This window comes from Streptomyces sp. NPDC046716, from assembly GCF_040645755.1.
GTDB lineage: Bacteria > Actinomycetota > Actinomycetes > Streptomycetales > Streptomycetaceae > Streptomyces.
In genome coordinates this window covers 74,756-88,874 of record NZ_JBEYYU010000002.1, presented here as the reverse complement: position 1 = coordinate 88,874, position 14,119 = coordinate 74,756, and the positions used below count along the sequence as shown (strand labels likewise).

Here is a 14,119-nt window from a genome sequence, read left to right as displayed (position 1 = left end):
CCGGCCCCCGTGAGGGGCCGGGCCTTCGGCTTGCCGTCGTGGGCTCAGCCGTTGGCGAGCGCCTGGACGCGGTCGAGCGCGCCGTTGAACTTGTCGTGGTCACCGACCGTCGGGCCGGACGAGGTGTACTGCCACATCGTGTAGAAGCCCCAGCCCGCCGGCAGCGTGCCCACGCTGGCGGCGTAGCGCGCGACCCACAGCGGGTTGTTGGCCGCGAAGCCCGCGTAGTTGCCGGTGCACTCGGTCCACCAGCTCGTCGCCGTGTAGATGACGGCGTCCCGGCCGGTACGGGCCTTGTACTGGTTCAGGAAGCTCGCGATCCAGTTGACCATGCCGCTCTGCGAGAGGCCGTAGCAGGACGCGCCGTAGGGGTTCCACTCGATGTCGAGCACGCCCGGCAGCGTCTTGCCGTCCTTGGACCAGCCGCCCCCGTGGTCCACGAAGTAGTTGGCCTGGGTGGCGCCGCTCGTCGTGTCCGGCGTCGCGAAGTGGTACGAGCCGCGGATCATGCCGACGTTGTACGCGCCGTTGTACTGCTGGGCGAAGTACGGGTTGGTGTAGTACGTGCCCTCGGTGGCCTTGGTGTAGGCCCACTTCACGCCGCTGCCCCAGAGCGTCGCCCAGGCGACGTTGCCCTGGTGGCCGGAGACGTCGACGCCTTCCGTCTGGGTGGCGCTGCCGGACGGGGCGGAGCCGGTGTCACCGTCGTGCGCCGCGACGCCGACGCCCAGGTAGGCCTGGCCGCGGGTGGGGGTGTCGGCGGCCTGCGCCGCACTCGGCAGGGTGAAAAGGAGCGAGAGCGCTGCGAGGAGCGTTCCGGCCACGCCGAAGCGGGTGCGGCGGCGGGACGTTCCGGGTCTGTGCACGGGCATGGGTGTGCCTCCGAAGGCCTCGTGGGGGATCAGTGGTGCTGATCAGGGACCTGTGCTGGGCTGTGCCGTTGACCTGTTGGCATGTCGCCGTGCGGATGATGGTGTGAACATGCCATGCATGACGCTACGCATGTAGACCTGGCCGGGGGAAGAGGGTCCGGGTGCTGCCGTTGGTCTACTCCTGCGAAATACTGGCGGAGCTGCGGCAATGGCGGCGATTGGCGAAAACTTTCAGAATCTCGAAACCCGGGGACACTGTGGCCATGGGCGCTGACGTGCACGAAGGCGGGAACGGCAGGCGACGGAGTGCGGAAGGTACCGCGAATTCCGATATCGCGCCGACTGGTGTGGACCACGAATTCCTGGCGCTGGAGCGGGAGTTGACCGTCTTCCTGCGGCGCGCCCGGGCCTCGTCCGGGGAGATGGCCCGCGAGGTCCACCCCGATCTGGAGCCGGCCGCGTACGGACTGCTGGTGCGCCTGGAGGAGTCCGGGGCGCAGCGGGCCACCGAACTCGCCGGGTACATCGGGGTCGGGAAGGCGACCATGAGCCGTCAGCTGCGTGCCCTGGAGGACCTCGGCTTCGTCGCCCGCGAGCCCGATCCGGCGGACGGGCGGGCCTGGCTGATCTCCCTCACCGACCTCGGCCGGGAGAACTTCCGCCAGGTCCGCGATGCCCGCCGGGCGCGTTATGTGCGCCAGCTCGCGGGCTGGGACCGCCTGGAGGTCGCCGAACTGGCCCGGCTGCTGCACCAGTTGAACGCGGGCGCCGAACACGAGTAGCTCCGCGGGTTCTTCCGTGGTGACCTGCGGGCCGGTGGCCGCTTCTCGCGCAGTTCCCCGCGCCCCTGAAGGATCCGCGTCCGCCCCGCGAGGCATCGTCGCCACCTGACGGCCGGTGGCCCTGCTGCGCGCAGTTCCCCGCGCCCCTGAGATGCGCACTGCGTGCGCCATCTCATCAAGAGAGGCGCGCGCGGCGCAGCCTCAGGGGAGGCGGCGCGAAGCGCCTGCCTCAGGGGCGCGGGGAACTGCGCGAGAAGCCCCACCGGCCCGCGGGCGAGAACGAACCTCGGATGGCTACAGCTCCACGTACGTCACCGTCGCGTCGTCGTGGGTCTTGCCGCGGCGCAGATACGTACGGGCCTCCGCGTCCGCGAGCTCCAGGGCCCGGACCCGCGCCACCGTGGCCTCCGTCCCCTCCTTGCGGACGAGTGTGAACAGGTCGGCCCACGTGCCCTCGCGGAACTTCTCCACCCAGCGGGTGACACCGTCCGTCATCGCGGCCAGCGCCCGCACATCGGCCCGCGCGAGGGTGCCGGTCACCGCCCTGGCCGCCACCGCCGGATCGGCCGCCGCCGTGAAGAAGCCGCCCTCCTTGTTGCGGACGGTCGCGTCGGCCACCGCGGCCGAGACGAGGGAGGCGCGCGGCACCCGGTCCAGGCGGTCGTCGACCAGCGCCGTGACCGCCCCTGAGGGCGCCTCGACGAGCAACACCGAGTCCGACAGCACCAGATGCTCGACCCGCTCGGCGTCCCAGCGGACCAGCACGACGGTTGCCTGCGGAGTGCGCGGGTGAGAAAGGTCACAGGTGGCCCGATGGGCGTCGGCGGTCCGGGCCACGGCGGCCGCGAGAATGTCACGCAAAGTCATATCCCGCCGCGAACCGGACAGTTCAAGCAGGGCACCGCCGAGCCGGGCGGTGAACCAGGGGACGGAATGCAGACAACCGTCCTCCGTGGGAGGGGGTGTGACACCGTCCAGGACGACGAGGGATCCGCCCTGCCCGGAGGCCGGAAGCGCTACTGATGTGTAGTCCTCGTCGGGGCGGGCGGGGTCGCCGGGCTCGCTGGTCAGTTCGATGCGCATCCGGCCAGTCTGCACGACCTCTTCACAGGCGCGGCGGACATCGGCCGCTCGGCCCGTCGTAGCAGGTCAGACGCCTGTTTTGGGTCGGAATGATCGACTCCGGCGGCAACCGGCAGGGCATCTTGCCAAAGCCCGTGAAGGACGTCCAACCGGCGCGCTGTGAAAAGGTGGTGACTGTGCCGAGGGAACTTGCCCGCCAACTTCCGTTCGGGGTTCACTCCTTCGGGTGGCGGGCGAGGTGATGTGCGCCCCCTGCCCACCGGCGCTGGAATGGTCGGGAGCCATGCCAGAAGGGCCCATGTGGTGACGAATCGTCATCCGGGCCCACGGGTAGGACGAGTCAGGAATGCGAGCATCAGTGCGGAACACCTCCGGCGGTAACGGGTCCCAGGGGCTGGCGCAGCCGGACGGCGCGGGGGTGTCCGGAAGCGGCCCCTCGCCCCGGGCGACCGAGGGCACGCGGCCCCCGCAGGGCGCCGCAGGCACTGAAGCCCCCGAGGCCCCCGGCGCGGCAGCTGGTTCGCGCCCCGCACCCAAAGCGTCCGTACCGAACCCCACGCCTCCGCCGGGCCCCACGGGCAAGCGCAAGCGGGTCCGCAACCGGCTGATCATCGCGGTCGCCGTCGTCGCCGCGGCCGTCGCCGGAGCGGGCACGCCCGCCGTGCTCGCCGCCTCCTCCCAGGTGGGACAGACGCAGGAACTCGTCGACGACGCCGCGCGCACCCAGCAGGCACTCGCCCTGTCGCACGCGCTGGCCGACGAGCGGGACGAGGTCACCGCCTTCATCGCCGCCGGACGCCCCAAGGGGAAGGGCCTGAGCGAGGGCCGCAGCGCCCGCGTCGACCGCCAGGTCGAGGAGCTGCGCGCCGACGCCCCCGGATCCCTCAGCGCCGCCCTCGGTGACGTCGCCGCCGTCCGCCGCGCCGCCCTCACCGGCAAGGACTCCGCGCTCCAGGCGCACACCGCGTACTCCGACGCCATCGGCGAACTGCACCGGCAGGCCGAGGAGCTGGCCGAGCGCATCCCGGTGCGGGCCGGCCACGGCGCCCGCGCGATCGCCGATCTGGACCGCGCCGTCGACCAGGCCTCGGCCGCGCGCGGACTGCTGCTCGCCGCGTACTCCGTCCCGAGCACCCCGACCACCACGACGACCATCGACCCCGTCACCGGGCTGCCGAAGACCGTCACCGGCCGGTCGTCCTCCGACAGCAAGCAGCGCGACGCCCTCACCGCCGCCGCGATGCAGGCCAGGGTCGCCGAGCAGGCCGCCCTCGACGCCTTCCGCGAGTCCGCGCCGGGCGCCACCGTGGACGCGTACGACTCCACGGTCACCGGCCCCGACGCGAGCCGCGCCGAGAAGTACCTGGAGCAGCTGACCGACGCCCCGACGCTGTCCGACACCGAGGCCGGCTACAGCAAGAAGAGCGTCGACGCCGCGCTGACCTCCCGCGTCGACCTGATGCGCGGCGCCGAGTCGGCCCTCGGCGACCAGCGGCTCAAGCGCCTCGAGCAACTGCGCGACGACGACGTCACCGCGCTGGAGATCCGGATCGCGCTGGTCGGCGTCCTGCTGCTCGCGGCCGTCGGCGTCGGCATGGGCACGGCCCGCTCCCTGACCCGGCCGCTCGCCGCGCTGCGCATCGGGTCCGCCCGGGTGGCCGAGTCGCCCGCGACCGAGGAGCCCGTGAAGTTCACCGGGCGCAACGACGAGTTCGCCCAGGTCGTCCGCTCGGTCAACGCGCTGCACGCGCACGCCGTCGCCCTCCACGAGCGGCTCACCACGCTGGAGTCCGACCGCCGGCACCTGATCGGCGAGCGGCAGCGGATGGCCGACGACCGGGACAGGCTGCGCACCGAACTGGCCGACGCCGCCGTGCAGGTGGAGCGAGCCAAGGGCGCCATACACGGCACGTTCGTGAACCTGGCCCTGCGCACCCTCGGCCTCGTGGAGCGCCAGCTCGGCGTGATCGAGGGCCTGGAGGAGCGCGAGCAGGACCCCGAGCGGCTCGGCACGCTCTTCAAGCTGGACCACTTCGCCACGGTCATGCGCCGCCACAGCGAGAACCTGCTGGTCCTCGCCGGCGCCGACCACGGCCAGAGCCACGCGGGCAGCGTGCCGCTCGTCGACGTCGCCCGCGCCGCCGTCTCCGAGATCGAGCGGTACGAGCGCGTGCGCATCGCCGCGCTGCCCCCGCACGCGCACATCGCCGGGTTCGCCGCCGACGACCTCAGCCACCTGGTCGCCGAACTCCTGGAGAACGCGACCTCGTTCTCGCCGCCGGACGCCTCCGTCGAGGTCTCCGGCTGGCTCCTGGAGAACGGCGAGGTGATGCTCTCCGTCCAGGACGAGGGCATCGGCATGGCCGAGGACCGGATGCGCGAGCTGAACGCCCGCCTCGCGGCCTTCACCCCCGAGCAGGGCCACGACCCGGAGGACACCGACGGGCTCGGGCTCGGCCTGTACGTCGTCGCGCGGCTCGCGGCGCGGCACGGGGTGCGGGTCCGGCTGCGGGAGCAGAAGCAGGGCGGCATCGCCGCCGTCGCCGTCCTGCCCACCACGCTGCTCGCCGCCCCCACCGCTTCGGTGCCGCCGCCCGCCCTCGTGCCTGGTGGCGCGCCCGCCGTGCACCTGCCCGGCTCCGAGGCGGAGGCCAACTCCAACGTCCTGTCCGGGCGTTCGCTCCCCGACGCGGACTCCGGCTCCGGCGCCGACCCGCTGATCGAGGCCGCCGAGGAGGCGGTACGGGCGGCCGGGACCGAGCCCGGTACCGACGCGGCCGCCACCGCGGCCCCGGCAGAGAGCCCCGCCGAGACCACGATGGAGCTCGTCGCGCCGGTACCCCCGGCCGAGGAGGAGCCGGCCCCGGAGCCTTCGGCCGAGCGGCCCGCACCGCCCGCGCCGCCCGCCGCCGAAGCCGGCCTGCCCGTCCGTCCGCGTACCCTCCCCGCGCCCGAACCGGAGCCCGACGCCCACGAGCGCACGCCCGACGCGAGCGCCCGGGGCGAAGAGGTCCCGGCGCAGCGCACCGAGAGCCGTGAGCGCCTCACGGACAAGGGCCTGCCCAAGCGCACCCCGAAGATCGCCGCCCCCGCCTCCGCTCCGAAGCCGCGCACCGGCTCCGTCGACGCGGACGCGCTGCGGCGCAGGCTCGGTGGCTTCCACCGGGGCGCCCAGGAGGGGCGGCGCGACGTGGCGGCCGAGATGGGTGACACCGACGACATCGGTGACACCGGCGACACCACAGCACGTATTGGAGAAGCCAAGGGGGACACAGCCGAGGAGGCAAGCAGTTGACTGCGCCCACCCCTGCACTCAACAACACCGCACTGAGCAGCGAAGCACGCAATCTGCACTGGCTGCTGACGAACCTGGTCGAGGAGGTGCCAGGGCTGCTCTCCGTCGCGGTCGTCTCGTCCGACGGGCTGCTCCTGCTCTCCTCCGACCCGGGAAGGAACACCGAGACTCCCAGCGACCACCGCGGCGGGCCGAAGGGTTCCAGCGCCGACCTGGCCACCATCGTCTCCGGCGTCGGCAGCCTCACCATCGGCGCCGCCAAGCTGATGGACGGCGGAGGCGTCAAGCAGACGATGGTCGCCATGGAGGAGGGCAGCCTCTTCGTCATGTCCATCAGCGACGGTTCGCTGCTGGGCGTGCACGCCACCCCGGACTGCGACATGAGCGTCATCGCGTACCACATGGCGCTCTTCGTCGGACGTGCCGGGCACGTCCTGACGCCCGAACTCCGCAGCGAGCTGCGCCAGTCGATGGAGAGCACCCGATGACCCCCGGCAGTACGAGCTCGACCCCGAACAAACTCCCCAAGCGCGGCGGCGACCGCAGACCCGCCCGCGTACGGCCCTACTCGCTCACCGGCGGCCGCACCCGCTTCGGTCACGTCCTCCTCGTGGAGACCTTCGTGGCCGCGCTGGAGGCCCCGGACGAGCGCCTCGAACTGGGCAAGGGCACGCTCGCGGGAGTGATGCCGGAAATGCGCGCCATCGTCGAACTGTGCCGCCGCATGCGCACGGTCGCCGAGATCGCCGCGCTCCTCAAGATGCCCCTGGGCGTGGTCCGCGTACTGCTGAGCGACCTCGCCGACCAGGGAAAGATCCGTGTGTACGGAACCGGTCACGGCCCGGGCCAGCCGGACCGCGCGCTGCTCGAAAGGGTGCTGAGTGGACTCCGCCGTCTCTGAACTCCTCGACGACGAGGAGCAGGTGCAGGCTTGGCAGACGGACCGAACCCGGGCCCCCATCGCGACGAAGATCGTGGTCGCGGGCGGCTTCGGAGTCGGCAAGACGACGATGGTGACCTCCGTCTCGGAGATCCAGCCCCTCCAGACGGAGGCGCTGATGACCCAGGCTAGCGAGGGAACCGACGATCTGACGGCGACGCCGGACAAGACGACCACCACGGTCGCCATGGACTTCGGCCGCATCACGCTCGACGACGACCTGGTGCTCTACCTCTTCGGTACACCGGGCCAGCAGCGGTTCTGGTTCATGTGGGACGACCTGGTGCGCGGCGCGATAGGCGCCGTGGTCCTGGCCGACACCCGCCGGCTCTCGGACTGCTTCCCGGCCCTCGACTACTTCGAGAGCTGCGGGCTGCCGTACGTCGTCGCGGTCAACCACTTCGAGGGATCCGAGGAGTTCGAGGAGATCGACGTCCGCGAGGCGCTGACCGTGCCCCCGCACGTACCGGTCATGATCATGGACGCGCGCCGCCGGATCTCGGTGATCGAGACGCTGCTGTCCCTGGTCGGCCACGCCCTCGACGCCACCCCCGCGTAACTCCCGCTCCCCGTAACCCAGTTAGAGGCATCCCCATGTCACGGAAGATACTCGTCGTCGGAGCCGGCCAGTCCGGTCTCCAGCTCGCCCTCGGGCTGCAGTCCCAGGGCTACGAGGTCACGCTGATGTCCAACCGCACCGCAGACGAGATCCGCTCGGGCCGGGTCATGTCGACGCAGTGCATGTTCCACACCGCCCTCCAGCACGAGCGCGATCTCCAGCTCAACTTCTGGGAGTCCCAGGCCCCGAAGATCGAGGGCCTCGGCGTCTCCGTCGCCGCCCCCGGCTCGCACGACCCGGGCCCCACCCAGCGCGCCATCGACTGGGTCGGCAAGCTCGACGGCCACGCCCAGTCGGTCGACCAACGCGTGAAGATGGCCGGCTGGATGGAGACCTTCGCCCAGCGCGGCGGCCAGCTCGTCATCCACGGCGCGGCCGTCTCCGACCTGGACTACTTCTCCCGCACCTACGACCTGGTGCTCGTCTCGGCCGGCAAGGGCGAGCTGGTCTCGATGTTCGGCCGCGACGCGGAGCGCTCCCCGTACACCGAGCCGCAGCGCGCGCTCGCCGTCGCCTACGTGCACGGCATGGGCGTACGCCCCGAGCACCCCGACTTCGACGCGGTCCGCTGCAACCTGGTGCCCGGCGTCGGCGAGCTGTTCGTCATGCCGACGCTCACCACGTCGGGCCGCGCCGACATCCTCTTCTGGGAGGGCATCCCCGGCGGCCCGCTGGACGCGTTCAAGGGCGTCAAGGACCCCTCCGAGCACCTGGCCCTCACCCTGGAGCTGATGGAGAAGTTCACGCCCTGGGAGTACGCGCGCGCCACCAAGGTCGAACTGACCGACGCCAACGGGACGCTGGCCGGCCGCTACGCCCCGACCGTGCGCAACCCGATCGGCCGCCTGCCCTCGGGCGGCGCGGTCCTCGGCGTCGCCGACGTGGTCGTCGCCAACGACCCGATCACCGGCCAGGGCTCCAACTCGGCCTCCAAGTGCGCCGCTTCGTACCTCGCCTCGATCGTCGAGCACGGTGACAAGCCGTTCGACGAGGACTGGATGCAGTCGGCGTTCGACCGCTACTGGGACACCGCCCAGCACGTCACCAAGTGGACGAACACCATGCTCCAGGCCCCGCCGGAGCACGTCCTCAACCTGATCGGCGCCGCCGGCCAGCTCCAGCCGGTCGCCGACCGCTTCGCGAACGGCTTCAACAACCCGGCGGACTTCGAGAACTTCTTCTACGAGCCCGACAAGACGGCCGCCTACCTGGCGTCGGTCTCCGGAGCCTGACCCGCGCAGAGGCCGCCCGCGGACCGTCCTGAGACGGCCCGCGGGCGGCCTTCGTGGTGTCGCCCCGGAGTCACCGCTCCCGGTTCGTCCCGCCGGTGCTTGCGCTCCGCGCCCAGCGGGCAAAGGAGGCGCACGCACCGTCGACGCGACCGGACAGGACCCGGTGGACAGGAGGAGGATCCCCATGGGCAGTTTTGTGCAGGCTCTGCTGGTGAAGGTCGGGCTGATGCTGGCCGAGGCGCTCGTCGTCCGCGTCGTCCAGGAGATGTACGCGGCGTACGCGCGCTCACGACAGGTCGCTACCGCGACCGCCTGACACACCTTCCGGTTCGTGTGCGACTCCCGGGCGGTCCGCACGGCCTTCCTGCTTGCTCCGGATCACCCAGGTGGCCCCGGCGACGGCCAGGGCCACCGGCCATTCCAGGGCCCCGGCCACCGCGAGGGCGCCCAGGCCGCCGTAGTAGATCAGGTCCTTCGCCGGCCCCGGTGAGGGCAGCCAGCCGGTGACGGTCCGCGTGTTGTTCGCCAGGTCACCCGGGGTGAAGTACGGGATGGGCAGCTTGGCGTTCAGCGTGTGGACCACCAGATGCTGTTCGCTCTCGTGCGCCTGGATCCGCGCGGAATCCCCGACTGAGGGCGCGGGCCCGGGCTCGGCGCTTTCCTTCTTGCTCTTGGCTTGAGTGGGCATGACAGCTCCTGGTCTCGTTGCCTGAGAGCGGTGTGCGTACCCCTGCCCGCCCGGCTCACACCCGCCTTCCGGTTCGCCGGCGGACCGGGGCCGGACGGCCTGAATGGGGCCCTGCCCCGGGGGCGGCCGTGCGGGACGATACCCACCTCCCGGCCGCACGGCCGCGGGAAGGTGGGCCGCACGATGTGGGATCTCGGAACCGCCCGGCTGTCCGCGCTGCTCGCGCCGCTCCTGTCGGACCTGCGCGAGTCGTCGGGCTCCCGGGTCCGGGTCCGCGGCGAGCGGGCGCACATCGCGGTGCGCGGACTCGCGGGCCCCCAGGGCGGCCTGCTCGCCGTCGCCTGCAGGCAGCGGCTGTCCGCCGTTCCCGGGGTGCGCTGGGCGGCGGTGAACCGTCCGCTGGGCCACGCCGTCGTCGCGGTCGACGGCCCCCTCGGCCCCACGATGACCGGCGCCCTGGCCGACGCCGTCGACGCGGTCGAGAGCGAGCACGCCGTCGACGGCCCACTGCCCGGCCACCCGCTGTCCCCGGTGCCGACGCGGCACGCGCAGATCGTGCTCGCCGCCCACCTCGCCGCCCTGCCGGTGGCCGTCCTGACCCGGCTGGCCACCCGCACCCCCGTGCCGACCGCCGTGGTCCCGGTGCTGAGCGCACTGGACGCCCTGCCCCGCCTGCGCCACTCCGTGGAGCACGTGCTCGGGCTCCGGGACACGTCGGTGACCCGCGCCCTGCTCGGCGCGGCCGCCCACGCCGGGTCCGGGCTCAGCCTCGGTCTCGGCGTGGACGCCGCGCGCCATGTCCTGCGCCTGACGGAACTGCTCGCGCAGCAGGCGGCCTGGCAGGCGGCGGAGCCCCGGCTCACCGACACCGCGGACCGGTTCGCCGCCCAGGACGGAGCACGGACGCCGCGCGAGGTGCCCCTGCGCGCCGGTCCCGTCGAGCGGTACGCCGACCGTGCGCAGACCGTGGCCGTCGGCGCTTTCGGCGGGGCGCTGGCGATGACCGGCCGGCCGCTGCGCGCGGTCGGGGCGGCCGTGTCGGTCATACCGAAGGCGCCCTGGCTGGCCCGTGAGGCCTTCGCGTCCGTACTGGCCCGGGGACTCTCCCGGCGCGGACTGCTCGTCACCGATACCGGGGCGCTGCGGCGACTCGACCGCGTGGACGTCGCGCTCCTCGACACCGAGGCCCTCATGACGGGAGGCCATCAACTCACCGACCTGGCCCTCCTCGACGGCGAGGACGACGAGAACGACGAGGGCGACGGCGACGGCGACGGCGACGACAGGGCGGAGTCGGCCGCCGCGGCGCACAAACTGTTCGACCCGCGCAGCCTCGACCAGAGCCACGAGGACGGCCCGTGGCGGCTCGACGCGGTGGACCGCTGCCCACTGCCGGATCCCACGCGGGCGCGGTCGTACGCCGCCTACTCCGACGCGCGCACCCGGCTGGAGCGGAACGGCGCACGCCGGATACTCGGCCTCGTACGGGACGGCCGGCTGGTCGCCCTGGTCGGGGTGGTCCCCGAGGCGGACGAGGCGTCGAGCGCGCTGGTCCGCGCGGCGCGCCGCGCCGGACTCGAGGTGCTGATCACCCGCGGCGACTACCCGGAACCGCCCGGGGCGCTCGCGGGCGAGCGGACCGCCGAGGGCGGCGAGCGGCTCGTCGACTCCGTGCGCGCGGCCCAACGGAACGGCTCGGGCGTCCTGTTGGTGTCCCGGCACCGGGCGGCCCTGGCGGCCGCCGACATCGGCGTCGGCCTCACCTCGGACACCGGGGCGCCCCCGTGGGGCGCCGATGTCCACGCCGGCATGGAGCCCGGGCGGGCGGCCGTGCTGCTCGCGGCGTGCGCGTCCGCGCGGTCCGTCTCCGGGTGGGGCGTGCGGCTCGCCCAGACATCGGCCGGGCTCGGGGTGGCGATGACCGCGGTGCAGACCGCCCGCAGGCCGCTCGGCCACTTCCTGCTGACGGTGAACGGAACCGGCGCGCTGGGCATGGCGGCCGGGGTGTGGTCCGCGGCCCGCGTGCTGGCGCGGCCCGACCCGGTGTCGGCGGCGCGCGCCCCGTGGCACGTGATGGACCCGGCCACGGCGCTGGCCAGGATCGGCAGCCGGGAGCAGGGGCTGACGGCCGGGGAGGCGGGGGAGCGCCTGCGGCCGTCCGGGCGGGCGGCCCCGCGGCCCTCCCTGGGAAGGGCGTTCGTGACCGAGACGGCCAACCCGCTCACGCCGGTCCTCGTCGGCGGGGCCGCGCTGTCCGCCGCGGTGGGCGCGGTCCTCGACGCCTCGATGATCCTGGCCGTGACCGGTGTGTCCGGCCTGATCGGCGGCGTCCAGCGCTATCTGGCCGACCGGACGGCGGCGCGCCTGTACCTCCGGGCGGTGATTCCGGCCCGGGTCGTGCGCGACGGCGAGGAGACGGAGATCGCCGCCGAGCGGCTGGTGGCCGGGGACGTCGTGACGCTGCGCGCGGGCGACGCGGTGCCCGCGGACGCCCGGCTTCTCGTGGCCGACGGGGTGGAGGCCGACGAATCGGCGCTGACCGGCGAGTCGCTCCCGGTGGCCAAGTCCGCCGCGCCCGCCCTCGCCCGGCATCCCGCGGGGCGCACCTCCATGGTCCACGAGGGCACGACGCTCGCCGCCGGGCACGCCCGCGCCGTCGTCGTCGCCACCGGCGAGGCCACCGAAGCGGGGCGCTCCGCCGAGGACGCCGAGGACGCTCCGCGGACGGGAGTGGAGCGCCGCCTCGCCCGGATCACCCGGGCCGCGCTCCCGGCGGCACTCGCCTCGGCCGGTGCCGTGGTGGCGGCGGGCCTGTTCCGCGGCCGCCCGGTCCGCGAGACCATCGGGGCGGCCGTCGGGCTCGCCGTGGCCAGCGTCCCGGAGGGGCTGCCGTTCCTGGTCACGGCCGCGCAACTGGCCGCCGCGCGCAGGCTCGCCGAGCACGGTGTCCTCGTACGGAACGCCCGGACCATCGAGGCGGCAGGCCGCACCGATGTCCTGTGCTTCGACAAGACCGGCACGCTCACCCACGGGCGGCTCGAACTCGTCTCCGTCCACGCCCGGGGCCGGACGCTGCCCCTGAGCAGCCGCGAACCGCACCACCGGGCGGTCCTCGCCGCGGGGCTGCGGGCCACGCCCCGCGCCCGCGGCAGCCGCCGCCTCGCCCACGCCACCGACCGGGCCGTCGCCGCCGCGCTCCGCGCGCAGGGCGTGCGCCGGGACACCGCGGCGCCCGGGTGGAAGGCCACCGCGTCCCTGGCGTTCGAGCCGAGCCGCGGCTTCCACGCCGTACTGGGCCACAGCCGGGGCGGGGTCCTGCTGTCCGTCAAGGGGGCGCCCGAACAGGTCGTGGAGCGCTGCACCGGCCGCGACGGCCGGCCGCTGGACCGGGCCGGCCGGCAGGAGGTGCTGGCCGAGGGAGAGAAGCTGGCCGGGGCCGGGCACCGCGTCCTGGCCGTCGCCGAACGGCGCGGGCCCGCCGGGACGGACCCGCCGCCGGGCAGCGCCGAGCTGGCCGACGAGGACGTCGACGGCCTGGAGTTCCTGGGCTTCCTGGCCCTGGTGGACCAGGTGCGCGGGGGAGCCGGCACCCAGATCGCCCGGCTCGCGGACGCGGGGGTGCACATCGTGATGATCACCGGCGACCATCCCGACACCGCCGAGGCGATCGCCCGGGAACTCGGGGTGGTCAACGGCCACCACGTCGTCAGCGGCACCGAACTCGACCACCTCGACGACGACAAGCTCACCGAGATCCTCCCCACGGTCGGCGTCGTCGCCCGCGCCACCCCGCACCACAAGGTCCGGGTCGTGCAGGCCTTCCAGCGCATGGGGCGCACGGTGGCCATGACCGGGGACGGCGCCAATGACGCGCCCGCGATCCGGCTGGCCGACGTCGGCATCGCCTTCGGCAGCCGCAGCACGCCGGCCGCCCGCGCGGCGGCCGACCTCGTGGTGACCAACGGCCGCATCGAACCCGTCCTCGTCGCGCTGATCGAGGGCCGCGCCCTGTGGGTGACGGTGCGTCAGGCGCTGTCGATCCTCGTGGGCGGGAATCTCGGGGAGATCGCGTTCGCCGTGACGGCCGCGACGCTCACCGGGCAATCCCCGCTCACCGCACGGCAGTTGCTCCTGGTGAACCTCTTCACCGACCTGGTCCCCGCGGTGGCGGTGGCCACCCGTACGCCCCGCGGGCCGCTGGACAGGGCGCCCCTCAAGGAAGGGCCCGAGGTCTCGCTGGGGGCGGCGCTGGCCCGGGAGACCGGGGTCCGCGCGGGCGCCACCGCGCTCGCCGCGCTCGCGGGCTGGCTGGTGGCCCGCCGCACCGGCCGCCCGGCCCGGGCCCGCACGATCGCCCTGCTCTGTCTCGTCGGCGCGCAGCTGGGCCAGACCCTGCTGACGGCGCCGCGCAGCCCGACGGTTCTCGCGGCGGGCCTGGGTTCGGCCGCGGCGCTGGCCGCCGTCGTGCAGACCCCGGGCGTCAGCCGGTTCTTCGGCTGCACCCCGCTCGGCCCCGTCGGGTGGGCCACGGCCGCGTTCTTCGCCGCGGCCGGCACGGCGGCCGCGGCCCTCGCGCCCCGGCTGCTGCCCCGCCTCGGCTGAGCCGCC

At 73.8% G+C, this 14,119-nt stretch carries 11 protein-coding genes; 8 read left to right on the top strand and 3 right to left on the bottom strand.

Translation table 11 applies throughout. The annotated features are described in order from the left end of the window. Positions 1 to 44 precede the first annotated feature (44 nt). The gene (locus tag ABZ930_RS01915) at positions 45 to 872 is read right to left on the bottom strand and encodes a lysozyme (protein WP_361539855.1); all 828 of its coding nucleotides are present in this window, start codon (positions 870 to 872) and stop codon (positions 45 to 47) included. Positions 873 to 1,219: 347 nt separating this feature from the next. Between ABZ930_RS01915 and ABZ930_RS01910 the strand changes: the two genes are divergently transcribed. Further along, the gene (locus ABZ930_RS01910) at positions 1,220 to 1,654 is read left to right on the top strand and encodes a MarR family transcriptional regulator (protein ID WP_361539852.1); all 435 of its coding nucleotides are present in this window, start codon (positions 1,220 to 1,222) and stop codon (positions 1,652 to 1,654) included. Positions 1,655 to 1,948: 294 nt separating this feature from the next. On the opposite strand, the gene ABZ930_RS01905 is transcribed toward ABZ930_RS01910, so the two are convergent. Further along, a complete protein-coding gene (locus ABZ930_RS01905; protein WP_361539849.1) occupies positions 1,949 to 2,737 on the bottom strand; it encodes a hypothetical protein in 789 nt (262 codons plus the stop codon). A 604-nt stretch (positions 2,738 to 3,341) separates the two neighbouring features. On the opposite strand from ABZ930_RS01905, the gene ABZ930_RS01900 reads away from it, so the two are divergent. From ABZ930_RS01900 to ABZ930_RS01875, 6 genes are all read left to right on the top strand, one after another. After that, entirely contained in the window at positions 3,342 to 6,032 is a 2,691-nt protein-coding gene (locus ABZ930_RS01900; RefSeq protein ID WP_361540353.1) for a nitrate- and nitrite sensing domain-containing protein, read from the top strand. Next, positions 6,029 to 6,520: a roadblock/LC7 domain-containing protein gene (locus tag ABZ930_RS01895; protein WP_361539846.1), complete on the top strand. Its 492-nt coding sequence runs from the start codon at positions 6,029 to 6,031 to the stop codon at positions 6,518 to 6,520. Before ABZ930_RS01900 ends, ABZ930_RS01895 begins: the two co-directional genes overlap by 4 nt. Further along, positions 6,517 to 6,933 (top strand): DUF742 domain-containing protein, encoded by a 417-nt coding sequence (locus ABZ930_RS01890; RefSeq protein ID WP_111666305.1) that lies wholly within the window; start codon positions 6,517 to 6,519, stop codon positions 6,931 to 6,933. Before ABZ930_RS01895 ends, ABZ930_RS01890 begins: the two co-directional genes overlap by 4 nt. Beyond that, positions 6,914 to 7,531, top strand: coding sequence for an ATP/GTP-binding protein (locus ABZ930_RS01885; RefSeq protein ID WP_361539843.1), 618 nt, complete (start codon positions 6,914 to 6,916; stop codon positions 7,529 to 7,531). Before ABZ930_RS01890 ends, ABZ930_RS01885 begins: the two co-directional genes overlap by 20 nt. A 35-nt stretch (positions 7,532 to 7,566) precedes the next feature. Next, positions 7,567 to 8,823 carry a styrene monooxygenase/indole monooxygenase family protein gene (locus ABZ930_RS01880; RefSeq protein ID WP_361539840.1) on the top strand — a complete coding sequence of 419 codons (1,257 nt, stop codon included), beginning with the start codon at positions 7,567 to 7,569 and terminating at the stop codon, positions 8,821 to 8,823. Between the two features lie 184 nt (positions 8,824 to 9,007). After that, positions 9,008 to 9,139 (top strand): hypothetical protein, encoded by a 132-nt coding sequence (locus ABZ930_RS01875; RefSeq protein ID WP_361539837.1) that lies wholly within the window; start codon positions 9,008 to 9,010, stop codon positions 9,137 to 9,139. On the opposite strand, the gene ABZ930_RS01870 is transcribed toward ABZ930_RS01875, so the two are convergent. Next, positions 9,110 to 9,511, bottom strand: coding sequence for a hypothetical protein (locus ABZ930_RS01870; protein ID WP_361539834.1), 402 nt, complete (start codon positions 9,509 to 9,511; stop codon positions 9,110 to 9,112). The genes ABZ930_RS01875 and ABZ930_RS01870 overlap by 30 nt on opposite strands. Before the next feature lie 183 nt (positions 9,512 to 9,694). On the opposite strand from ABZ930_RS01870, the gene ABZ930_RS01865 reads away from it, so the two are divergent. Continuing rightward, positions 9,695 to 14,113 (top strand): HAD-IC family P-type ATPase, encoded by a 4,419-nt coding sequence (locus ABZ930_RS01865; protein ID WP_361539831.1) that lies wholly within the window; start codon positions 9,695 to 9,697, stop codon positions 14,111 to 14,113. Positions 14,114 to 14,119: the final 6 nt, after the last annotated feature.